At 70.0% G+C, this 21,388-nt stretch carries 20 protein-coding genes and 1 riboswitch; of the genes, 11 read left to right on the forward strand and 9 right to left on the reverse strand.

What is annotated here, in order from left to right; genetic code table 11:
• Window positions 1-7 precede the first annotated feature (7 nt).
• The 3 genes from rsgA to OG507_RS27040 form a co-directional block, all read right to left on the reverse strand.
• Window positions 8-1,024: a ribosome small subunit-dependent GTPase A gene (gene rsgA, locus OG507_RS27030; RefSeq protein ID WP_327369764.1), complete on the reverse strand. Its 1,017-nt coding sequence runs from the start codon at window positions 1,022-1,024 to the stop codon at window positions 8-10.
• A gap of 3 nt (window positions 1,025-1,027) precedes the next feature.
• A complete protein-coding gene (gene aroA / locus OG507_RS27035) occupies window positions 1,028-2,368 on the reverse strand; it encodes a 3-phosphoshikimate 1-carboxyvinyltransferase (RefSeq protein WP_327369765.1) in 1,341 nt (446 codons plus the stop codon).
• 117 nt (window positions 2,369-2,485) lie between these two features.
• Complete coding sequence (locus OG507_RS27040; RefSeq protein ID WP_327369766.1) at window positions 2,486-3,199, reverse strand: M50 family metallopeptidase; 714 nt, start codon at window positions 3,197-3,199, stop codon at window positions 2,486-2,488.
• A 65-nt stretch (window positions 3,200-3,264) separates the two neighbouring features.
• On the opposite strand from OG507_RS27040, the gene OG507_RS27045 reads away from it, so the two are divergent.
• The 9 genes from OG507_RS27045 (at window position 3,265) to OG507_RS27085 (ending at window position 11,681) form a co-directional block, all read left to right on the forward strand.
• Window positions 3,265-4,080 (forward strand): SOS response-associated peptidase, encoded by an 816-nt coding sequence (locus OG507_RS27045; protein ID WP_327369767.1) that lies wholly within the window; start codon window positions 3,265-3,267, stop codon window positions 4,078-4,080.
• Between the two features lie 32 nt (window positions 4,081-4,112).
• Window positions 4,113-4,769: an alpha/beta hydrolase family protein gene (locus tag OG507_RS27050; protein WP_327369768.1), complete on the forward strand. Its 657-nt coding sequence runs from the start codon at window positions 4,113-4,115 to the stop codon at window positions 4,767-4,769.
• 299 nt (window positions 4,770-5,068) lie between these two features.
• Window positions 5,069-5,725 carry a sigma-70 family RNA polymerase sigma factor gene (locus tag OG507_RS27055; RefSeq protein ID WP_189273941.1) on the forward strand — a complete coding sequence of 219 codons (657 nt, stop codon included), beginning with the start codon at window positions 5,069-5,071 and terminating at the stop codon, window positions 5,723-5,725.
• A complete protein-coding gene (rsrA, locus tag OG507_RS27060; RefSeq protein WP_327369769.1) occupies window positions 5,722-6,042 on the forward strand; it encodes a mycothiol system anti-sigma-R factor in 321 nt (106 codons plus the stop codon). Before OG507_RS27055 ends, rsrA begins: the two co-directional genes overlap by 4 nt.
• A gap of 166 nt (window positions 6,043-6,208) precedes the next feature.
• Complete coding sequence (locus OG507_RS27065; RefSeq protein WP_327369770.1) at window positions 6,209-7,645, forward strand: HD-GYP domain-containing protein; 1,437 nt, start codon at window positions 6,209-6,211, stop codon at window positions 7,643-7,645.
• Complete coding sequence (locus tag OG507_RS27070) at window positions 7,642-8,940, forward strand: HD-GYP domain-containing protein (protein WP_327369771.1); 1,299 nt, start codon at window positions 7,642-7,644, stop codon at window positions 8,938-8,940. Before OG507_RS27065 ends, OG507_RS27070 begins: the two co-directional genes overlap by 4 nt.
• 91 nt (window positions 8,941-9,031) lie before the next feature.
• Window positions 9,032-10,024: a tetratricopeptide repeat protein gene (locus OG507_RS27075; protein WP_327369772.1), complete on the forward strand. Its 993-nt coding sequence runs from the start codon at window positions 9,032-9,034 to the stop codon at window positions 10,022-10,024.
• Window positions 10,025-10,131: 107 nt separating this feature from the next.
• Window positions 10,132-10,770 (forward strand): peptide deformylase, encoded by a 639-nt coding sequence (def, locus tag OG507_RS27080; protein WP_327369773.1) that lies wholly within the window; start codon window positions 10,132-10,134, stop codon window positions 10,768-10,770.
• Window positions 10,771-10,943: 173 nt separating this feature from the next.
• A complete protein-coding gene (locus OG507_RS27085; RefSeq protein WP_327369774.1) occupies window positions 10,944-11,681 on the forward strand; it encodes a D-Ala-D-Ala carboxypeptidase family metallohydrolase in 738 nt (245 codons plus the stop codon).
• Between the two features lie 19 nt (window positions 11,682-11,700).
• Here OG507_RS27085 and OG507_RS27090 read toward each other — a convergent pair whose 3' ends face one another.
• Window positions 11,701-12,675 (reverse strand): GlxA family transcriptional regulator, encoded by a 975-nt coding sequence (locus tag OG507_RS27090; RefSeq protein WP_327369775.1) that lies wholly within the window; start codon window positions 12,673-12,675, stop codon window positions 11,701-11,703.
• Window positions 12,676-12,756: 81 nt separating this feature from the next.
• Here OG507_RS27090 and OG507_RS27095 point away from each other — a divergent pair, with 81 nt between their 5' ends.
• On the forward strand, window positions 12,757-12,966 hold the full coding sequence (locus tag OG507_RS27095; protein ID WP_327369776.1) for a hypothetical protein: 210 nt from the start codon (window positions 12,757-12,759) through the stop codon (window positions 12,964-12,966).
• On the opposite strand, the gene OG507_RS27100 is transcribed toward OG507_RS27095, so the two are convergent.
• From OG507_RS27100 to OG507_RS27120, 5 genes are all read right to left on the reverse strand, one after another.
• A complete protein-coding gene (locus OG507_RS27100) occupies window positions 12,963-13,982 on the reverse strand; it encodes a ribonucleotide-diphosphate reductase subunit beta (RefSeq protein ID WP_442811020.1) in 1,020 nt (339 codons plus the stop codon). The two genes, OG507_RS27095 and OG507_RS27100, sit on opposite strands and share 4 nt — an antisense overlap.
• A complete protein-coding gene (locus tag OG507_RS27105; RefSeq protein ID WP_327369778.1) occupies window positions 13,973-16,384 on the reverse strand; it encodes a ribonucleoside-diphosphate reductase subunit alpha in 2,412 nt (803 codons plus the stop codon). Before OG507_RS27105 ends, OG507_RS27100 begins: the two co-directional genes overlap by 10 nt.
• Window positions 16,385-16,535: 151 nt before the next feature.
• A riboswitch (adenosylcobalamin-variant (AdoCbl-variant) riboswitch) is annotated at window positions 16,536-16,637 on the reverse strand.
• Window positions 16,638-16,815: 178 nt separating this feature from the next.
• Complete coding sequence (gene mctP / locus OG507_RS27110; RefSeq protein WP_327369779.1) at window positions 16,816-18,450, reverse strand: monocarboxylate uptake permease MctP; 1,635 nt, start codon at window positions 18,448-18,450, stop codon at window positions 16,816-16,818.
• Complete coding sequence (locus OG507_RS27115; RefSeq protein ID WP_327369780.1) at window positions 18,447-18,701, reverse strand: DUF3311 domain-containing protein; 255 nt, start codon at window positions 18,699-18,701, stop codon at window positions 18,447-18,449. Before OG507_RS27115 ends, mctP begins: the two co-directional genes overlap by 4 nt.
• Before the next feature lie 295 nt (window positions 18,702-18,996).
• Window positions 18,997-19,761: a GntR family transcriptional regulator gene (locus OG507_RS27120; protein ID WP_327372104.1), complete on the reverse strand. Its 765-nt coding sequence runs from the start codon at window positions 19,759-19,761 to the stop codon at window positions 18,997-18,999.
• Window positions 19,762-20,040: 279 nt separating this feature from the next.
• Between OG507_RS27120 and OG507_RS27125 the strand changes: the two genes are divergently transcribed.
• The gene (locus OG507_RS27125) at window positions 20,041-21,321 is read left to right on the forward strand and encodes an extracellular solute-binding protein (RefSeq protein WP_327369781.1); all 1,281 of its coding nucleotides are present in this window, start codon (window positions 20,041-20,043) and stop codon (window positions 21,319-21,321) included.
• The last annotated feature ends 67 nt before the right edge of the window (window positions 21,322-21,388 follow it).

Consider the following 21,388-nt stretch of genomic DNA (forward strand, 5'->3'; position numbering starts at 1 on the left):
GCCCGGATCAGTCGCCTTCGCGTCGTTCCCGGGTGGACATCAGCCGCCGCAGCGAGTCCAGCCGCGCCGGATCGGCGTGGCCGTCCGCGACCCAGGCGTCCAGGGCGCACTCCGGTTCCTGGCTGTCGTGGGTGCAGCCGCGCGGGCAGTCCTCGGTGCCCGGCTCCAGGTCCGGGAACGCGTGGATCACCCGGGACGGGTCGATGTGGTGCAGCCCGAAGGAGCGCACACCGGGGGTGTCGATCACCCAGCCGCGATAGTCGGGAAGGGGGAGCGCCAGCGCCGATGTGGTGGTGTGCCGGCCACGGCCCGTGACCGCGTTGACGACTCCGGTGGTACGCCGCCGGTCCTTCGGTACGAGCGCGTTGACCAGCGTCGTCTTCCCGACGCCGGAATGCCCGACGAAGGCGGTGACCCGGTCGTGCAGCTGCTCGCGGACCCGGTCGGCCGCGTCGCCGTTCTCCAGCTCCTCGCGGTTGGTGACGATGAACGGGACGCCCAGTGGGGTGTACGCCTCCAGCAGCTTGTCCGGGGAGGCGAGGTCGGACTTGGTGAGCACGAGAAGCGGGGTGAGCCCGCCGTCGTACGCGGCGACCAGACAGCGGTCGATCATGCGCGGGCGGGGCTCCGGATCGGCCAGCGCGGTGACGATCGCCAGCTGGTCGGCATTGGCCACGACCACCCGCTCGTACGGATCGTCGTCGTCCGCGGTCCTGCGCAGCACCGAGCGGCGCTCACCGATGCGGACGATGCGGGCGAGGGTGTCCTTGGCTCCGGACAGATCGCCGACGATGGAGACGGTGTCACCGACCACGGCGGCCTTGCGGCCCAGCTCACGGGCCTTCATCGCCATGACCGTACGGCCGTCGACGAGGCAGGTGAGGCGGCCGCGGTCGACGGTGAGGACCATGCCCTCCTCGGCGTCCTCGTGCTTCGGGCGGGTGTGCGTACGGGGCCGGTTGCCCTTCGGGTTGGGGCGGAACCGGATGTCGTCCTCGTCGGGGTTCTTGCCGTAGCGGCGCATGTCTCAGGCCCCGAGCATTCCGGTCCACATCTGCGGGAAGTCCGGCAGGGTCTTGGCGGTTGTCGCCACGTTCTCGATCTCCACTCCGGGGACGGCAAGGCCGATGATCGACCCCGCGGTTGCCATCCGGTGGTCGTCGTACGTATGGAAGGTACCGCCGTGCAGCGGCCGGGGCCGGATGCGGAGCCCGTCGGCGGTCTCGGTGACATCTCCGCCGAGCTCGTTGATCTCCTTGGTGAGCGCCGCGAGCCGGTCCGTCTCGTGCAGCCGGAGGTGGGCGACACCGCTCAGCGTGGACGGGCCGTCGGCGAGGGCCGCGACCGCCGCGATGCCGGGGGTGAGCTCGCCGACCTCGCCGAGGTCGACGTCGATGCCGTGGATGCGGCCCGAACCGGTGAAGGTGAGGCCGCGCTCGGTCAGCTCGCAGCTGCCGCCCATCGCGGTGAAGATCTCCCGCAGCGCGTCGCCCGGCTGGGTGGTGCGCTCGGGCCAGTCGGGGATGGTGACCCGGCCGCCGGTGACCAGCGCGGCGGCGAGGAACGGCTGGGCGTTGGAGAGGTCGGGCTCCACGGTCAGATCGCGGCCGAGCAGGGCGGAGGGGGAGACCCTCCAGACGTTCGGCTCGCCGCCGGTCTCCGGCTCGTCTACCTGGGCGCCGACGGCCCGCAGCATGTCGACGGTCATCCGGATGTGCGGCATGGAGGGGAGTTTGTCGCCGGTGTGGCGCACCTCCACCCCCTGGTTGAAGCGCGGCCCCGACAGCAGCAGCGCCGAGACGAACTGGGAGGACGAGGAGGCGTCGATCGCCACCGGGCCGCCGTCCAGCGCACCGCCGCCGTGCACGGTCAGCGGCAGCGAGCCGCGCCCGTCGTCGTCGATCCGGGCGCCCAGCACGCGCAGCGCGTCGATCACGCCGTTCAGCGGGCGCTCGTACGAACGGGGGTCGCCGTCGAAGCGGATCGGGCCGTCGGCGAGGGCCGCGACCGGCGGCAGGAAGCGCATGACCGTGCCCGCGTTGCCGACATCGATCGTGGTGGGGCCGTGCAGACCGGCCGGGATGACCCGCCAGGCCTCGCCGGAGGCGTCCGGGCCGCCCGCGACGGAGGAGCTGGAGGACACCGTCTCCTCGATGCCGACGCCCATCGCGCGCAGCGCCTCGGCCATCAGCAGGGTGTCGCGGGAGCGCAGCGGGCGGCGCAGCCAGCCGGGCTCGGCGGCGAGGGCGGCGAGGACGAGCGCGCGATTGGTGACCGATTTCGATCCGGGCACGGTGACGGTCGCGTCGACGGCGCCGCTTGCGTGGGGGGCGGGCCAGAGGGCGGGGTGCACGGAACTTTCGGTCATGGACCTCACTTTAGTGGCTCCCCGCAAACCCGAATCTCGATCAAAAGGGAAGAAACTCGGGCGTAATACAACCGTGGTAGGTGCCGTCGGTCGGTACCGGACCTCGCGGACCGGATCTCACAGACCGAGCAGCCAGCGCCCGCCGCCGATCAGCGAGCAGAGCGACACCGCGTGGAAGAGGAACAGCCACAGCGCGGCCGGCACATCCGTCAGCCGCGACAACTGGTCCGCGTCCGAGTCCGGCGCACCGCCGTGCCGCCGCTTCGACTGGAGCTCGAAGGCCGGGCGTACGCCCCCGAGCAGCAGGAACCAGACCACGGTGTACGCGAACAGCGACTGCCAGGCGGGCGAGGCCAGCCAGGACACCAGCAGGAAGGCCGCCCCGGTGAGGATCACCGTCAGCGCCCCGTACACATTGCGGATCATCACCAGCATCACCGCGAGCAGCGCGGTGGCCAGCCACAGCAGCAGCGTGATCCTGCCGTCGACCAGCAGCCACGCCCCGCCCAGGCCCAGCAGCGGCGGGGCGGTGTAGCCGGCCGCCGCAGTCAGGATCATCCCGATGCCGGTGGGCCTGCCGCGGCTGACCGTCAGCCCGCTGGTGTCCGAGTGCAGCCGGATTCCGGACAGCTGCCGTCCGCTGATCAGCGCGATCAGTCCATGTCCGCCCTCGTGCGCGATGGTGATCGCATTGCGGCTCAGCCGCCATATCGGGTTCGGTACGACGGCGATCAGCGCGAGCGTGCCGGTGACGACCACCAGCCACTGCTCGGGTGCGGGCTGGGTGCCGAAGACGCGGTCCCACAGATTGCCCAGATCGGTGCTGTCCATGCTGCGGGCGGCTCCTTGCGGTATCGGCGTCTTGTCGTCGTGACGGTCGTGGCAGTCTGGCACTCATGTGCGGACGGTATGCAGCGAGTCGGCGGCCCGAGGACCTGACCGGACTCTTCCAGGTCGAGAAGTGGGAACCGGCCGAGGCCCTGGCTCCCGATTGGAACGTGGCGCCGACCAAGGAGGTCTACGCCGTACTGGAGCGTCCTGTGAAAGACGCAGACGATCAGCGTCCGGTTCGCCAGTTGCGCGCCCTGAAATGGGGGCTCGTGCCGTCGTGGGCGAAGTCCCCCGAGGGCGCCGCCCGCATGATCAACGCCCGCGCGGAGACCGTCCACGAGAAGCCGTCCTTCCGCCGCCCCTTCGTCTCCCGGCGCTGCATCCTGCCCGCCGACGGCTACTACGAGTGGGTCACCGGCGTGGACGAGCGGCAGCTGGAGGAGAAGGGGAAGAAGAAGCGGCCGCGCAAGCAGCCCTACTTCGTCACACCCGCCGACGGATCGGTCTTCGCGATGGCCGGGCTGTACGAGTTCTGGCGCGACCGGACCCTGCCGGACGACCACCCGATGGCCTGGTGGGTGACCTGCTCGGTGATCACGACCGAGGCGGAGACCACTCCGCTCGCCGTCGCCCCCGCCGAGGGCCCGGCCGCGCTCGCCGACATCCACCCCCGGATGCCGCTGATGCTGACCCCGGACCGGTGGGACGCCTGGCTCGACCCCTCGCGCACCGACGTCGAGGAGCTGAAGGGACTGCTCGCACCGCCGCCCGGCGGGCTGATGCGGGCCTACCCGGTGGCCACGGCCGTCAGCAACGTCCGCAACAACGGTCCCGAGCTGCTGGAGGAGCTGGCCGCGCCGGAGGAGAGCACGCTGTTCTGACGACCCCGCCGCGACCGGGCAGGATGGGGTGCGTGAGTACCCCGGAGACAGGCCGCAGGACCGAGACGGTCGACACGGACGCCGGACCGGCCAGGATCACCTGGTTCCCCGCGCAGCCGGTGAAGAACGCCCGGCTGGTGCTCGCCGTCGGTCATGGCGCGGGCGGTGGCATCGAGACGCGCGACCTCCGGGCCCTGGCCGCCGCGCTGCCCGCCCACGGGGTGACCGTCGCCCTGGTGGAGCAGCCGTGGCGGGTCGCCGGGAGGAAGATCGCGCCTGCCCCGAAGACCCTGGACACCGGCTGGCGCGGCCTGTGGCCCGCGCTCACCGCCCCGGGGCTGCCCGTCGTCGCCGGAGGGCGCAGCGCCGGGGCCCGGGTGGCCTGCCGGACGGCGAAGGAGCTCGGCGCCCATGCCGTCCTCGCGCTCGCCTTCCCGCTGCACCCGCCGGGAAGGCCGGAGAAGTCCCGCAAGGACGAGCTCCTCGCGGCCGGCGTACCCACCCTCGTCGTGCAGGGCGGCAATGACCCGTTCGGGCGGCCCGCCGAATTCCCTCCGGGGGAGTACGGGATCACCGAGGTGCCCTACGGCGACCACGGGTTCGCCGTGGCGAAGAGGTCCGGTCTGACCGAGGATCAGGCGATGGAGGTCCTCACCGCCGCCGTGACCGCGTGGCTGAGCACCCTATGACGTACACGCCCGATTCGGCGGCCCGCACGCACCCCCGGGAATGTTGAGCGAGAGGCCACTGTTGTCGGTGACATCGGTACATCAACGTCGTCTGTGGAGAGGGAGTCCGTCGCATGGGTTCGACCATCTGCCCGCGCCGCTCGAACGCCGCTGACCTGGAGTGGACGGTCCTGCATGCGGCCAAGACCACTCCCGAGCGGGCACTGAGCGGATCGGATCGACAGCCCGTCTCGAAGCAAGGTCGACTATTCTCCGATTCGAGCGGGTCCGGTTTCGGCTCCGCCACAGCGTTGGAGGAGGTGGGTCCGGTCACTGGGACCGACACAGGGACCGACGACGGCCGCGCACAGGAGACGACCGCCGAGCGCAATGCGCGCTTCGAGCGGGACGCTCTTGGTTTCCTCGACCAGATGTACTCGGCCGCGCTGCGCATGACGCGCAACCCCGCGGACGCCGAGGACCTGGTCCAGGAGACGTATGCCAAGGCCTATGGCTCCTTCCACCAGTTCCGTGAGGGCACCAACCTCAAGGCGTGGATGTACCGCATCCTCACCAATACGTTCATCAACTCGTACCGCAAGAAGCAGCGCGAACCTCAGCGCAGCGCCGCCGAGGAGATCGAGGACTGGCAGCTCGCGCGCGCCGAGTCGCACATGTCGACCGGGCTGCGCTCCGCGGAGTCGCAGGCTCTCGACCACCTGCCCGACTCGGATGTGAAGTCCGCTCTGCAGGCGATCCCCGAAGAGTTCCGCATCGCCGTGTATCTCGCCGATGTAGAGGGCTTTGCCTACAAGGAGATCGCGGACATCATGGGGACACCCATCGGTACGGTGATGTCCCGACTGCACCGGGGCCGCCGCCAACTGCGCGGCATGCTGGAGGACTACGCCCGTGAGCGCGGGCTCGTCCCCGCCGGTGCCGGAGAGTCGGACGATCGGAAAGGCTCGGGCTCATGAGCTGCGGAGAGCCGCACGAGACGGACTGCTCAGAGGTCCTCGATCATCTCTACGAGTTCCTCGATCACGAGATGCCCGACAGCGACTGCACCAAGTTCGAGGTGCACTTCGAGGAGTGCTCCCCGTGCCTGGAGAAGTACGGCCTGGAGCAGGCCGTGAAGAAGCTGGTGAAGCGCTGCTGCGGTCAGGACGACGTGCCGACCGATCTGCGCTCCAAGGTGATGGGCCGGATCGATCTGATCCGCTCGGGGCAGGCGGTGCCCGAGCAGGACGTGACGGTCTCGGAGACCGGTCAGCAGACCGTCGCCAAGGAATGACGTCCGGGGGCCGCGCGTAGCCGCGCCGCCCCCGTCCGTACCCCGCATCGGCCGCGTCCCGCGCACATCACCCGAATGTGCTAATCGGGCTCATTGACGCTCGACGGGACACTCAACTCGCTAGCCTGGCGCCTTCATTGACCATGATGGGGGGCGGGCCGGGCGGGTGAGGGCCACACGCGGGGCGGCGCGCGCGTACATTGCGGCGGTCGCGATCGGCGCACTCTTATGCGTGCTTCCCGTGCTGCGAACGGACGCCGGGACCCCATGGGCGACCGTCGGACTGCTCACCGCGCTCTATCTGGTCTGTGAACTCCTCGGCCGCGGCCCGTTCTTCGGCAGCTCCGTGCCGATCAGCGCCGGATCGTTCTTCCCACTGCTGCTCGCCGCCGCCTTTCTGCTGCCGCCCGGCGCGGCCGCCCTGGTCGCGCTCCCCGGATCGCTCGTCGGCCGGGTGGAGACCGCGCCCGCCACCGCACGGCGGATCTGGCGGGCCGCGCAGCTCGCCGTCACCGTCTGGGCGGCCTCGTCCGTCCACGGTCTGCTCGGCGGCGCCGCCACGCTCGGCGGCACCGGCAGTGGCACCGACCGGCTCCCCGACCTCCCGTACGCGACTCTGCCCGCCTGCGCCGCCACCCTCGCCTTCAGCCTCGTCCTGGCCGTGCTGGACGGTTCCATCCTGGTCGCGGCCGAACGGGTGCCCGTCCGGCGCGCCTGGAGCGGGCTGCTGTCCCGCTCGCTGGGACCGCATCTGGTGCACGGACTCGCCGGACTGATGATGGCCGTCCTGTGGCGCGGTCCGTACGGGCCGCTGTCCGCGCTCATCCTCCTGCTGCCGATGTACATCTCCTGCTGGGTCTTCGCCCAGTACCACCGTGAGCACGCCGCCCACCGCGCCACCATCAGGGCCCTGGTGCAGGCCGTCGACCTCAAGGACACGTACACCCGCGGTCACAGCGAACGGGTCGGACAGGCCTCCGTTCTCATCGCCCGCGAACTGGGCATGGACCAGGACCGCCTGGAGGTCCTCCGGTTCGCCGGCATCCTGCACGACGTCGGCAAGCTCGGCGTCCCGACCAGGGTGCTCCGCAAGGACGGGCCGCTCACCCAGGAGGAGCGGCGGGTGATCGAACTGCACCCGGAGTACGGCCACGAGATCGTCCGCGGCATCGGCTTCCTCGGCGAGGCGCGGGCCGCGATCCTGCACCACCACGAGCGGCTCGACGGCAGCGGTTACCCGTACGGGCTCAGCGGGCGGGACATCCCCGAGTTCGCCCGGGTCGTAGCGGTGGCGGACGCCTTCGACGCGATGACGTCGACCCGGTCCTACCGCAGGGGCAGGCCGGTGCCCGCGGCGCTGGAGGAGCTGAAGCGGTGCGCGGGCACCCAGTTCGACCCGCAGATGGTACGGGCGCTGGCGCAGGCGCTGGACCGGCACGGATGGTCGGCGACGGTGACGGCGGTTACGTCGGACGAGGCGATTCCGGGGCCACGGAGGGCGGAGACGCCCGGACCGGTGGCGCCCGGCTCCGTGGCGCCCGGTCCCGAGGTGTCCGGCCCCGCTGCGCCCGGTCCGAATCCGTCCGCGGACCGTCACCGATGACCCGCACCCGTCCCCGGGGCATGGCACTGCCCCCCGTCGTCCTCGCCGTCCACGGCGCCGCGGTCGTTCTCGCCCTCGCCGGGCTCGGTCACACCCTCTGGGACGGTGTCCACGAACCGGGTCACGCTCTCACCTTCGGGCTGCTCATCACCGTCGGTGAACTGGCCCGCTGGGGCGCGCTGCCCGGCGAGCGCGAGCCCGCACCGCTCGGCGCCGCCGGAGCACTCGCGTACGCCCTCCTGGGCTGCAGCGGCGGCGAGCCCACCACCCACGGCGTCCTCCAGGTGATCGCCGTGCTCGTCGCCGCGCAGCTCGTTGCCTGTGTGCCCCATGTGGCGCGCGGCAGCGGCCCCGCGCCCGACCGGGTGGCCCGGCGCATACTGACCGTCACCTTCGCCGCCGTGTGCTTCCAGCCGCTGTACAACTCCGGCCGCGCCGCGGACTGGTTCGGCGAGGGTCCGTACTACGTGCTCTTCATGCTCCTGTTCCTCGTCCTGACCGCCCTGTGCGACGCCGTGCTCGCCGCCCTGCTGCTGTCGCGCACCGTCCCCCACGGCTTCAAGAGCACGGGAGGTACCCCCCTCCCGTACGGGCCGCTGCTCCGCGACGAACTGCGCGCCCTCATCGGCATCGGCTCGGCGGTCTGCGCGACCGGGGTCGTGATGGCCCTCGGGGTCGCCGTCGCCGGGCTGTGGGCGCTGCCCGTCCTGTGCGTACCGCTGCTGCTGACCCAGGTCTCCTTCCGCCGGTTCGCCGCCGTGCGCACCACGTACCGGCAGACGATCGCCTCGCTCGCCAGGGCCACCGAGATCGCCGGATACACCCCGCACGGGCATGCCCGCAGGGTCGCCGTGCTCTGCACGGCCGTCGGACGCGAGCTGGGGCTCTCCGGAAGCGAGCTGACCGTGCTGGAGTACGCGGCACTGATGCACGACATCGGCCAGCTCTCCCTCGTCGACCCGGTCCCGGACGGGGCGACGGCCGTCCTGCCCGCCGCCGAGCAGCGCCGCATCGCGCTGCTCGGCGGGGCCGTGGTCCGGCAGACCGGGGTGGACACCGAGGTCGCCGTCGTGGTCGAACGCCAGGCCGACCCCTACCGCGAGCAGCCGTTGTCCGCCAGGATCGTCAGGGCCGTGAACGCATACGACGACCTCTGCGGGGAAAGTCTCATCGGGCCGCTGGGTGCGCTGGAACAACTCAGGCTCGGGACCGGTCACGACTATCAGCCCGAGGTCGTGGAATCACTGGCACGGGTCCTGGCCCGGGGCGGTCTGACCCCCGTCCCACCTGGGTAACCCATGGGTAATGAGCGGGGCTCCGGCCAGGCATGGTTGGATGCGAAGAAGAGCGGAAAACGAGGGTGTCCAGTCGGGACAGGCGGGAATCGTGAGGATCTTCGGGAAGGTACGGCATCGGCCCTCCGCCTCTTGGCGGCAGGCCACGGACCGCGCGTTCACGCTGATCGGCGACGGCCGGTACGAGGACGCGGGCGCACTGCTGACACGTGCGGCGGACCTGGAACCCTGGCTCTCGGAGTCCTGGTTCAACCTGGCGCTGCTGCACAAATTCCGGCATGACTGGGAACAGGCGAGAGCCGCGGGCCTGCGGGCCGTCGCGCTGCTCGACAAGGAATCCGGCGCTCCGGACTGGTGGAACGTCGGGATCGCCGCCACCGCACTGCAGGACTGGCCGCTGGCGCGCCGCGCCTGGCAGGCGTACGGCCTGAGGGTGCCGGGCGCGGGCCAGCACACCTCGGCGGCCAACAGCGAGCCGGTCGGCATGGAGCTGGGCAGCGCCGCGGTGCGGCTGTCGCCGGAGGGCGAGGCCGAGGTCGTCTGGGGCCGCAGGCTCGATCCGGCCCGGATGGAAGTGCTCTCCATCCCGCTGCCGTCCTCCGGCCGCCGCTGGGGCGAGGTCGTCCTGCACGACGGCGTTCCGCACGGCGAGCGGGTCACCGCGGCCGGGCCCTCGTACCCCGTCTTCGACGAGATCGAGCTGTGGGCGCCGTCCCCCGTGCCCACCTGGGTGGTGCTGCTCGAAGCGGCCACCGAGGCGGACCGGAACGCCCTGGAACAGCTGGCGTCCGACGCCGGGTTCGCCGCCGAGGACTGGTCCTCGTCCGTGCGGCTGCTCTGCCGGGCCTGCTCGGAGAGCCGCATGGAGAGCGACGAGGGCGACGGCGAGCACCTGGACCCGCACGACCACAGCGAGCCGGGGCATCCGGGTCCGCTGGGCCACCGCACCGCCGGTGAGCTTTGGGTGCCGGAGCGCGAGTGCGGGATAGCGGCACCGGCCGGGCTGGTGCGCGGGCTGCTGGACGGCTGGGTGGCGGACAGCCCGGACAGCCGCGAGTGGCGGGATCTCGAAGAAGTCGGCTGACCGGTGCCCGTAGGCTGTACGGGCACCGATCGCGGTGCTCGGGTACCCGGCCCCCGGTCCTTCGGGATGTGCCGGGTTTCAGGTTTTGAGGAAGGCGTACGGCGGACATGGCGCAGCAGGAGACGGACGAGCAGATCAGCGTCGACGACGAGGGTTTCGTCGTGGACACCGAGGACTGTGAGGCGCGCGAGGCGGCATATCGCGAGCGCGGCACCTCCCGTCCGATCACGGTCGTGGGCAACCCGGTGCTGCACAAGGAGTGCAAGGACGTCACCGAGTTCGACGACGAGCTGGGCCGGCTGATCGACGACATGTTCGCGAGCCAGCGGGCGGCGGAGGGCGTGGGCCTGGCCGCCAACCAGATCGGCGTGGACCTGAAGGTCTTCGTCTACGACTGCCCGGACGACGAGGGCGTGCGGCACGTGGGCGCCGTCTGCAACCCGGTGCTGGAGGAGCTGGCGCCCGAGGACCGGGTGCTGGACGACTCCAACGAGGGCTGCCTCTCGGTGCCGACGGCGTATGCCTCGCTGGCCCGCCCGGACTACGCGGTGGTCCGCGGACAGGATGCCAAGGGCAACCCGGTCAAGGTCCGGGGCAACGGCTACTTCGCCCGCTGCCTCCAGCACGAGACGGACCACCTGTACGGATACCTGTACATCGACCGGCTCTCGAAGCGGGACCGCAAGGACGCGCTGCGGCAGATGGCGGAGAACACGCCGCGCTACGAGATCGTGCCGAACGACTGAGACCGGCCGGCTTTCACCGGCGGGCCCGGTCTCCCTGCGGGGGAGGCCGGGCCCGCCCGGTCTTGCGGCCCTCGATTGATCGTCAACTGTGGTTCGTCCATGCGTAGTTGACGCGCGTCGACTCGTCCGACAGGCTCTCTCTCCACATCTCTGTAGTAGTAGGGAGCCCCCACATGCTCAGACGTATCGCACGACTCCTGCTCGGCCTTGTCATGACCATGGCTTTTGCCTTGGGTGGTGCCGTGGTCACCGCCGGCACCGCACAGGCCGACGGCTGCTACACCTGGACCCGCACACTGTCCTCCGGCGCCACCGGCAATGACGTCGTCCAGCTCCAGATACGGGTGGCCGGCTACCCCGGCTACAACTCCGTGCTCGCGATCGACGGCTCCTACGGGCCGGCCACCACCGCGGCCGTCAAGCGCTTCCAGGCCGCGTACGGCCTCGCCGCCGACGGCATCGCGGGCCCGGCCACCCAGGCCAAGCTCTATGAGCTCCAGGACAACGACTGCACGCCCGTCCACTTCTCGTACGCCGAGCACAACCAGTGCAACACGACCTGGGCCGGTGGTGCCGTCGCGGCGGGCACGGCGAAGGCCAACGCGCTGAGCACCATGTGGAAGCTGGAGGCACTGCGGCACGCGCTCGGTGACCAGTCGATCCGGATCACCAGCGGCTTCCGCTCCACCTCCTGCAACAGCGCGGTCGGCGGCGCGTCCAACAGCCGTCATCTGTACGGGGACGCGGCCGACCTCGGCGCCGGACCGCACGCCCTGTGCACCCTCGCCAAGCAGGCCCGCAACCACGGCTTCAACGGGATCCTCGGCCCGGGCTACCCGGACCACGGCGACCACATCCACGTCAACCAGGGCCCCAGCCACTTCTGGTCGGCGCCGAACTGCGGCGTCTGACGCCCAGGTCGCCCGCGGTTCAGGCGACCTCGGACATCGCGCCCGGACCGCGGAAGGTGCGGCGGTACGCGTTCGGCGTGGTGCCCAACGACCGCACGAACTGATGGCGCAGCGCCGCGGCGGTCCCGAAGCCGGTGCGCCCGGCGATCGTGTCCACCGTTTCGTCGGAGGTCTCCAGCAGATGCTGCGCCAGCAGGACACGCTGGCGCAGCAGCCAGCGGTAGGGAGTGGTGCCGGTCTCCTGCTGGAAGCGGCGGGCGAAGGTGCGCGGTGACATGTGCGCCTGTACGGCGAGCTGGTCGACGGTCATCTCCCGGTCGAGGTGGCGCTCCATCCAGACCAGCGTCTCGCCGACCGTGTCGCACCGGGTGCGGGGCAGCGGCCGCTTGATGTACTGCGCCTGCCCGCCGTCCCGGTGCGGCGGCACCACCATGCGGCGGGCGATCGCGTTGGTCACATCGGGGCCGTATGCCTGGCGGACCAGATGCAGACAGGCGTCGATCCCGGCCGCCGTACCCGCCGATGTGATGACCGGGCCCTCGTCCACGTAGAGCACATCGGGCTCGACGACGGCCCGGGGGAAGCGGCGGGCCAGCTCCTGGGCGTGGCGCCAGTGCGTGGTGCAGCGGCGCCCGTCCAGCAGTCCGGCCGCGCCGAGCACATACGCGCCGGAGCAGACGCTCAGCACGCGCGCGCCCCGGTCCACGGCCCGGCGCAGGGCGTCGAGGACCTCTTCGGGGTAGTCGCGCCGCATGAAGTGGCTGCCGGCCGGCACGGCGATGAGGTCGGCCTCGTCCAGGCGGTCCAGTCCGTGCGGCGTACTGATGGTGAACCCGGCATGGGTCTGCAGCACCGGGCCCTCGGCGGAGACCACGGCGAAATCGTGGACCGGCAGGCCCTCGTCGCCGCGGTCGAGCCCGAAGACCTCGCACAGCACACCGAGTTCGAAGGGGTGGACCTCGTCGAGCAGCAGGGCGGCGACATTCTTCAGCATGGAGCCAGTGTGGCAGTAATTCGATGCTCCATGACAGTCCTGCCACTGCCGCAATTCGTCCGCGCGGACGAGAGTAGAGGCATGAACACAATCCTGAACGTCCTGGGCACAGCCGTACTTATCGGTCTCTTCCTGGTCCCCGCCCTCGCCGGGCTGGCCCGGGAGCGCCGCATCGACCGCCAACTGCGCGAGGCGGAACGGGAACGGGGGCACACTCCCCCCGAAACGGCGGACGCCGCACAGCCGATGACTGTGCGGCGTCCCCACCTCGGAAGCTGGGCCAGGATCTAGAAGTCGTCGTCGAAGGCGACCGAGCCCTCCACCGCCACCTGGTAGGCGGACGGGCGGCGCTCGAAGAAGTTCGTCAGCTCCTGCACACCCTGCAGCTCCATGAACGAGAACGGGTTCTCGGAGCCGTAGACCGTCGGGAAGCCCAGCCGGGCGAGCCGCTGGTCGGCCACGCACTCCAGGTACTGGCGCATGGACTCGGTGTTCATGCCCGGCAGTCCGTCGCCGCACAGATCGCGGCCGAACTGCAGCTCCGCGTCGACGGCCTCCTTCAGCATGTCGGTGACCTGCTGCTGGAGTTCGTCGTCGAAGAGGTCCGGCTCCTCCTTGCGGACGGTGTCCACGACCTCGAACGCGAAGTTCATGTGCATCGTCTCGTCACGGAACACCCAGTTGGTGCCCGTGGCGAGACCGTGCAGCAGACCGCGCGAGCGGAACCAGTAGACGTACGCGAACGCGCCGTAGAAGAACAGTCCCTCGATGCACGCCGCGAAGCAGATCAGGTTCAGCAGGAAGCGGCGGCGGTCGGCCTTCGTCTCCAGCCGGTCGATCTTCTCGACCGAATCCATCCACTTGAAGCAGAACTGCGCCTTCTCGCGGATCGACGGAATCTCCTCGACCGCGTCGAACGCGGCCGCACGGTCGTCCGGATCGGGCAGATAGGTGTCCAGCAGCGTCAGATAGAACTGGACGTGCACGGCCTCCTCGAAGAGCTGCCGCGACAGATACAGCCGCGCCTCGGGGGAGTTGATGTGCTTGTACAGCGTCAGCACGAGGTTGTTCGACACGATTGAGTCGCCGGTCGCGAAGAACGCGACGAGCCGGCCGATCATGTGCTGCTCGCCGGGGGACAGCTTGGCGAGGTCGGCCACGTCGGAGTGGAGGTCGACCTCCTCGACCGTCCAGGTGTTCTTGATCGCGTCGCGGTAGCGCTCGTAGAAGTCCGGGTAGCGCATGGGCCGCAGGGTCAGTTCGAAGCCCGGGTCGAGCAGGTTCTTGTCACTCATGATTACTGGCATGCCTCGCAGGACTCGGGGTTTTCGAGGGAGCAGGCGATCGCGTCCGCGTCGGGAGCCGATGCCTGCTGTACGGGAATGGAGGCGGCGGCCGCGGCCTGGCCGGATGCCGCGCGGGCGATCCGGGTCGCAGGGCGCGAACGCAGGTAGTACGTCGTCTTCAGCCCCTGCTTCCAGGCGTAGGCGTACATCGAGGAAAGCTTGCCGATCGTCGGCGTCTCCAGGAACAGGTTCAGCGACTGGCTCTGGTCGAGGAACGGCGTACGCGCCGCCGCCATGTCGATCAGACCGCGCTGCGGGATCTCCCACGCCGTGCGGTACAACGCCCGTACGTCCTCCGGGATCCAGGCGAACCCCTGCACCGAGCCGCTCGCCTCGCGCAGTGCCTCACGGGTCCGTGCGTCCCACACGCCGAGCTTCTTCAGCTCGTCCACCAGATACGCGTTGACCTGGAGGAACTCACCGCTGAGCGTCTCGCGCTTGAAGAGGTTGGAGACCTGCGGCTCGATGCACTCGTACACACCCGCGATCGAGGCGATCGTCGCCGTCGGCGCGATGGCCAGCAGCAGCGAGTTGCGCATGCCGGTCTTCGCGACCCGGGCGCGCAGCGCGTCCCAGCGCTCCGGCCAGGTCAGCTCGGTGGCGTAGTGGTCGGGGTGCAGCACACCGCGGGCGGCGCGCGTCTGCGACCACGCGGGCAGCGGACCGGACCGCTCGGCGAGGTCGCAGGACGCCTCGTACGCGGCGAGCATGATCCGCTCGGAGATCTTCGTGGAGAGCGCGCGGGCCTCGGGGGAGTCGAAGGGCAGCCGCAGCTGGAAGAAGACGTCCTGGAGACCCATCGCACCCAGGCCGACCGGGCGCCACTTCGCATTGGAGCGGCCGGCCTGCTCGGTCGGGTAGAAGTTGATGTCGACGACCCGGTCGAGGAAGGTCACGGCGGTACGGACGGTCGCGTCCAGTCGCTCCCAGTCGATGCCACCGTCGGCGACGAACGCGCCGAGGTTGACCGAGCCCAGGTTGCAGACGGCCGTCTCGCCGTCGTCGGTGACTTCGAGGATCTCGGTGCACAGATTCGACGAGTGGACCACACGGCCCGGCTCGGCGGTCTGGTTCGCGGTCCGGTTGGAGGCGTCCTTGAAGGTCATCCAGCCCTGACCGGTCTGCGCGAGGGTCCGCATCATCCGGCCGTACAGCTCACGCGCCGGCATCGACTTGCGGGCCAGGCCCTTGGCCTCGGCGGCCCGGTACGCGGCGTCGAACTCGTCGCCCCACAGGTCGACCAGCTCGGGCACGTCGGCGGGCGAGAACAGCGACCAGTCGCCGTCCGCGTCGACCCGGCGCATGAACTCGTCCGGGATCCAGTGCGCCAGGTTGAGGTTGTGCGTACGCCGCTGGTCCTCACCCGTGTTGTCGCGCAGCTCCAGGAACTCCTCGATGTCCGCGTGCCAGGTCTCCAGGTAGACGGCGGCGGCGCCCTTGCGGCGGCCGCCCTGGTTCACCGCGGCGACCGAGGCGTCGAGCGTCTTCAGGAACGGCACGATGCCGTTGGAGTGCCCGTTGGTGCCACGGATCAGCGAACCGCGGGCGCGGATCCGGGAGTAGGAGAGGCCGATGCCGCCCGCGTGCTTGGAGAGCCGCGCCACCTGGTGGTAGCGGTCGTAGATCGAGTCGAGCTCGTCCAGCGGCGAGTCCAGCAGATAGCAGGAGGACATCTGCGGGTGCCGGGTGCCGGAGTTGAAGAGCGTGGGGGAGGAGGGGAGGTAGTCGAGGCGGCTCATCAGCCCGTACAGCGCCGCGACCTCGTCCAGGGCGCGCTCGGAGTCGTCCTCGGCGAGTCCGGCCGCGACGCGCAGCATGAAGTGCTGGGGCGTCTCGATGACCTGACGGGTGTGCGGGTGACGCAGCAGATAGCGGCTGTGCAGGGTCCGCAGCCCGAAGTAGCCGAAGCGGTCGTCGGCGCCGTCGGCGAGCGAAGCTTCCACCAGCGCGTCGAGGGCGGCCGCGTGCAGTACGACGAACTCGGCCGTACGGTCCGCGATCAGGCCCTCGCGGTGCCCGACGGCGACCGAGGCGGAGAAGGAGACCGCGCCCTGACCGGCAGCCTCGTCCGCGACGGAACGGGTCAGCAGTCTGGCGGCGAGCCGGGAGTAGGCGGGGTCCTCGGAGATCAGCCCCGCGGCGGCCTCGGTGGCCAGCGCGCGCAACTCCGCCTCGTCCGAACGGGCGTTGCGGCCGCGCAGCGCGGCGGCGGCGACGCGACCGGGGTCGGTGTCGGGCAGATCGACGGTGAGGTCGGTCAGGGTCCGCAGCAGTGCGGTCCCCGGTCCGTCGTGTGCGGTTGCCTCGGACTCGGCCGCTTCGGACACGGCGACTGAAGCCGGATCGACTGGCGCGATGGTCACGTGGTGCTCTCCCTCGCTCGGCTCGGGGCCGGCGGGAGGCGGGGCAGCCGGGCAGAGGCGGGCCCGCGTCGGGGCAGCACTCCGTACGGCGTCCACCGGCCCATCCGCGAGGCCCGGACGTCTGGCATCCGGTTCGGTCGAGCCGGATGCGCTGTCGGCAGGTCCTCGGACTTCCTGAGGGTGTGCAAAAGCACACCGAATACACCGTTGCGGGACAGTTCCGGATTCGCACCGGATTTCCCTGCGGCGACAGCGAGCACGAGCATACATGTGGGGGCCGCTGGATGAAGACGCCCCCACATGTTGTGTCGTGTCCCGTCGGCCGGGCCCGAGGGACAAGCCGTGCCATCCCCTCTCGGAGCAGACGAACGGCCCGTCGCGCCCCGCTGAACGGGGCTCGACGGGCCGCTGCCGGACCGTGGGAAGGGCCGTCAGTGGCCGCCTCCCGGCGCCCCCGCCGTGGCCGGCGGGAGCTCCACCTGGACGCCCGGGTCGCCCGCGTCGGCCGTGTAGTCGGACGGGGAGGTCTCGTCGATCCCGACGGGTGCCTTCACGGCGTTCAGGACGAAGGTCAGCACCACCGTCACCACCACGTTCAGCACGAACGCGGTCAGACCGATGTAGCCGATCTCACCGATGCCCGGGATCGCCTTGGACGAGCCGCCGAAGTGCGCCTGGGTCGGGCTGGCGACCCCGTACGCGGCCAACGTCCCGTACACCATGCCGACCGCCCAGCCCGCGAGCAGCGCCCAGCGGTGGAACCAGCGGGTGAACAGGCCGCCCACCAACGCCGGGAACGTCTGCAGGATCCAGATCCCGCCGAGCAGCTGGAAGTTGATCGCGACCGTCTTGTCCATGGTGAGGACGAAGGCGAGCGCACCGACCTTAACCAGCAGCGACACCAGCTTGGAGACCTTGGTCTCCTGCTCCGGGGTCGCGTCCGGCTTCAGGAAGTCCTTGTAGATGTTGCGGGTGAAGAGGTTCGCCGCGGCGATCGACATGATCGCGGCGGGCACCAGCGCGCCGATGCCGATGGCGGCGAACGCGACGCCCGCGAACCAGTCCGGGAACATGTTCTCGAACAGCTGGGGGATGGCCAACTGCCCGTTGTCCACCTTGATCCCGGCGGCGATCGCCATGAAGCCGAGCAGCGCAAGCAGGCCCAGCATCAGCGAGTACAGCGGCAGGATCGTGGTGTTGCGCCGGATCACATTGCGGCTGCGGCTGGAGAGCGTGGCCGTGATCGAGTGCGGGTACATGAAGAGCGCCAGCGCCGAGCCCAGTGCCAGGGTGGCGTACGTCCACTGGCCCGCCGCCCCGGGCGCGAGGCCTGCCACCGGTTTGCCGGCTGCCTCGTTGACGGCGGAGAACTTCTCGCTCGCCCCGGCGAAGATGTCGTCGAAGCCGCCGAGTTTGATCGGGATGTAGATGATCGCCACCGCGATGACCAGGTAGATCAGCCCGTCCTTGACGAACGCGATCAGCGCGGGCGCCCGCAGGCCGGACGAGTAGGTGTACGCGGCGAGCACCGCGAACGCGATCAGCAGCGGCAGGTCCTTGATGAACCAGTTGGTGTTCTCGCCACCGCCGACGCCCATCACGTCCAGCACCGCCTGGATGCCGACGAGCTGGAGCGCGATGTACGGCATCGTGGCGAGGATGCCCGTGACGGCGACCGCCAGCGAGAGCCCCTTCGAGCCGAAGCGCCCGCGTACGAAGTCCGAGGTGGTCACGTACCCGTGCTTGTGCGAGACCGACCACAGCCGCGGCAGGAACGTGAAGATCAGCGGGTACACCAGGATGGTGTACGGCACGGCGAAGAATCCGGCCGCGCCCGCCGCGTAGATCGCCGCGGGAACGGCGACGAAGGTGTACGCGGTGTACAGGTCGCCGCCGAGCAGGAACCAGGTGACCCAGGTCCCGAACGACCGTCCGCCCAGACCCCATTCGTCGAGGCTGGCGTTCTCGGCCTTGCGCCAGCGCGCCGCCAGGAAGCCCATGACCGTGACGGCCAGGAAGAAGAAGATGAAGACGCCGAGTGCGACGCCGTTCACGCCGTCCTTCATGCCGACGCACCCCCCTTGCGGGCGCGCTGGTCACGCTGCCACAGCTTGTACGCGACGACCGTGAGCGCGGTGGAGAGCAGCACCCAGAGCATCTGGTACCAGTAGAAGAACGGGATTCCGATGAAGGTGGGGTCCACCTTCGCGTACGAACTCACCCAGAGCATCGCCACGAACGGCGCGATGAGACAGAGGGCGATGACCACTCGCACGGGTGTGACCGTGGGTGGTTTTCCTTCTGGGTCCGACGGCATGGGGCGACTCCGTTCCCTAGCTGATCACCTGGTGTAATGCGCAGGAAATCTAGGGGAGGTTTCCGGTCAGCGTCATCCCCTGTCCGCATTGCGGTCCTGCAACGGTGACGTATCGCAGAGGTGCACGGGCCCGGAACCGATTCGGTTCACCCGGGTTTCGTGGAACTGCCCCCGGCCGGACGGCCACGCAGCCGGGTGCGGCCGTGGCCGCGGTGACCGGCCTGAAATGAGTGGTGGCCGGGGAAGGTTCCCCGGCCACCACTCATGCGCGTCCGCCCCCGCCGGGCGAACCGCGTCAGTCCGTCGGCCGCTTCAGGCGCGCCACGAACTTGTACCGGTCGCCGCGGTAGACCGAACGCACCCACTCCACCGGCTCGCCCCGGCCGTCCAGCGAGTGCCGGGACAGCATCAGCATCGGCAGGCCCACGTCCGTACCGAGCAGTCCGGCCTCGCGCGGCGTGGCGAGCGAGGTCTCGATGGTCTCCTCGGCCTCGGCCAGCCGGACGTCGTACACCTCCGCCAGGGCGGTGTAGAGCGAGGTGTACTTCACCAGCGAACGGCGCAGCGCGGGAAAGCGTTTGGCCGAAAGGTGTGTGGTCTCGATCGCCATCGGCTCCCCGCTGGCGAGCCGCAGCCGCTCGATCCGCAGCACGCGCCCGCCGGCCGTGATGTCGAGCAGCCCGGCGAGCGTGTCGTCGGCGGTGACATAGCCGATGTCCAGCAGCTGGGACGTCGGTTCGAGCCCCTGGGCGCGCATGTCCTCGGTGTACGAGGTGAGCTGCAGGGCCTGCGAGACCTTCGGCTTGGCGACGAAGGTTCCCTTGCCCTGGATGCGCTCCAACCGGCCCTCGACGACCAGTTCCTGGAGCGCCTGACGCACGGTCGTGCGTGAGGTGTCGAACTCGGCGGCCAGGGTCCGCTCCGGCGGCACGGGGGTGCCGGGCGGCATGGTGTCCGTCATGTCGAGGAGATGTCGCTTCAGCCGGTAGTACTTCGGGACGCGCGCCGTCCGCGTGGTCGCGCCCGTCTCGTTCTCCGTACTGCCCCCGTCGGCACCCATGGCCCGCCTTCCCGACTGCTGCGTTGCTGCCGTCACCGGCTCCTCCGTCTGTCGCGGCTCACATGGTGGCACGGTCCGGTCACGGCTCGTCGCCCTCCCTTAGGTGTCGGTCCTATAACGGACGCGAGTGCACTTCTTATACACCCTTGACACCCCTAAAGGTCTAGGCCAAGCTCCCGGTACTGGTCTAAACCATTAAAGGCCAGGTCCAGCCCCAGCAGTACTCGTCGAATGTCTTCGCGGTGGGCGGGGTTGCAGTATCCCTGAGGAGGGTTTGGCGTGAAGCGCAAGCTCATCGCGGCGATCGGCGTCGCGGGCATGATGATCGGCCTCGCGGCGTGTGGGTCGGACGACGGCAGCGACAGCGGCAAGAAGACGGGCCCGGACAGCTACAAGGGTCAGACGCTGACCGTCTGGGCCATGGACGGCTCCACGCCTCCCGGCTGGACCAAGGACCTGACCGCGGCCTTCAAGAAGAAGACCGGCGCCACGCTGAAGTTCGAGACCCAGCAGTGGAACGGCATTCAGCAGAAGATCACCACGGCGCTCTCCGAGTCGACCCCGCCGGACGTCATCGAGGTCGGCAACACCCAGACCCCCGCCTACGCGGCCACCGGTGGCCTCGCCGACCTGAGCGACCTCAAGAAGGAGATCGGCGGCGACTGGACCGAGGCCCTCAACGAGTCCTCGGTCTTCGACGGCAAGCAGTACGCCGCACCGTGGTACTTCGCCAACCGCGTCGTCATCTACAACAAGAAGGTCTGGGCCGACGCCGGCATCACGGACACCCCCAAGACGCGTGACGAGTTCTTCAAGGACCTCGACGCCATCAAGAAGAAGGGCAAGGCCGAGCCGATCTACATGCCCGGCCAGAACTGGTACTTCTTCGACGGCCTGACCATCGGTCAGGGCGCGGACCTGGTGAAGAAGGAAGGCGACAAGTACGTCTCCAACCTCTCCGACCCCAAGGTCACCGCGGCCATGGAGCTCTACAAGAAGTACCAGTCCTACTCCAAGGCCCCCAAGGACAAGGACGAGGCCACCCCGCAGCAGGCCGAGGTCTTCGCCAAGGGCAACGTCGGCGCCTTCATCGGCATGGGCTGGGAGGCCGGCACGGCCATCGCCGCCAACAAGGCCATCGAGGGCGACATCGGCTACTTCACCATCCCGGGTGAGACCGCCGAGAAGCCGGAGGGCGTCTTCCTCGGTGGCTCCAACTTCGCCGTCGCCGCGGGCAGCAAGAAGCAGGACCTCGCCAAGGAGTACCTGAAGCTCGCCCTGTCCGACCAGTTCGAGGGCGCGCTGGCGAAGGAGAACGGCGTCATCCCGAACAAGGAGTCGCTCAACTCCAACCTGACCGGCAACGCTGCGGCCGAGGCCGCCGCCCCGGCCGCCGCCGTCGGTGGCACCACCCCGCTCATCCCCGAGTGGGCCGCTGTCGAGAACGCTCCGAACCCGATCAAGAACTACATGACCGCGGTTCTGAACGGGAAGACCCCGGAGGAAGCCGCCAAGGCGGCGGAGTCCGAGATCAACAAGCGTCTCTCGCAGAAGAGCTGATCGCACGCGCCGGGGGGCGGGGACCGACCGCCCCCCGGCGCGCCCGCGTGACTCGACCGAACGGCCC

It is taken from the genome of Streptomyces sp. NBC_01217 (assembly GCF_035994185.1).
Lineage (GTDB): Bacteria > Actinomycetota > Actinomycetes > Streptomycetales > Streptomycetaceae > Streptomyces.

Excerpts from the sequence above, each read along its gene's own strand:
- rsgA (WP_327369764.1), bottom strand. The coding sequence starts at position 1,024 with ATGCGCCGCTACGGCAAGAACCCCGACGAGGACGACATCCGGTTCCGC.
- aroA (WP_327369765.1), bottom strand. The coding sequence starts at position 2,368 with ATGACCGAAAGTTCCGTGCACCCCGCCCTCTGGCCCGCCCCCCACGCA.
- OG507_RS27040 (WP_327369766.1), bottom strand. The coding sequence starts at position 3,199 with ATGGACAGCACCGATCTGGGCAATCTGTGGGACCGCGTCTTCGGCACC.
- OG507_RS27045 (WP_327369767.1), top strand. The coding sequence starts at position 3,265 with ATGTGCGGACGGTATGCAGCGAGTCGGCGGCCCGAGGACCTGACCGGA.
- rsrA (WP_327369769.1), top strand. The coding sequence starts at position 5,722 with ATGAGCTGCGGAGAGCCGCACGAGACGGACTGCTCAGAGGTCCTCGAT.
- OG507_RS27070 (WP_327369771.1), top strand. The coding sequence starts at position 7,642 with ATGACCCGCACCCGTCCCCGGGGCATGGCACTGCCCCCCGTCGTCCTC.
- def (WP_327369773.1), top strand. The coding sequence starts at position 10,132 with ATGGCGCAGCAGGAGACGGACGAGCAGATCAGCGTCGACGACGAGGGT.
- OG507_RS27085 (WP_327369774.1), top strand. The coding sequence starts at position 10,944 with ATGCTCAGACGTATCGCACGACTCCTGCTCGGCCTTGTCATGACCATG.
- OG507_RS27090 (WP_327369775.1), bottom strand. The coding sequence starts at position 12,675 with ATGCTGAAGAATGTCGCCGCCCTGCTGCTCGACGAGGTCCACCCCTTC.
- OG507_RS27095 (WP_327369776.1), top strand. The coding sequence starts at position 12,757 with ATGAACACAATCCTGAACGTCCTGGGCACAGCCGTACTTATCGGTCTC.
- OG507_RS27100 (WP_442811020.1), bottom strand. The coding sequence starts at position 13,982 with ATGCCAGTAATCATGAGTGACAAGAACCTGCTCGACCCGGGCTTCGAA.
- mctP (WP_327369779.1), bottom strand. The coding sequence starts at position 18,450 with ATGAAGGACGGCGTGAACGGCGTCGCACTCGGCGTCTTCATCTTCTTC.
- OG507_RS27115 (WP_327369780.1), bottom strand. The coding sequence starts at position 18,701 with ATGCCGTCGGACCCAGAAGGAAAACCACCCACGGTCACACCCGTGCGA.
- OG507_RS27120 (WP_327372104.1), bottom strand. The coding sequence starts at position 19,761 with ATGGGTGCCGACGGGGGCAGTACGGAGAACGAGACGGGCGCGACCACG.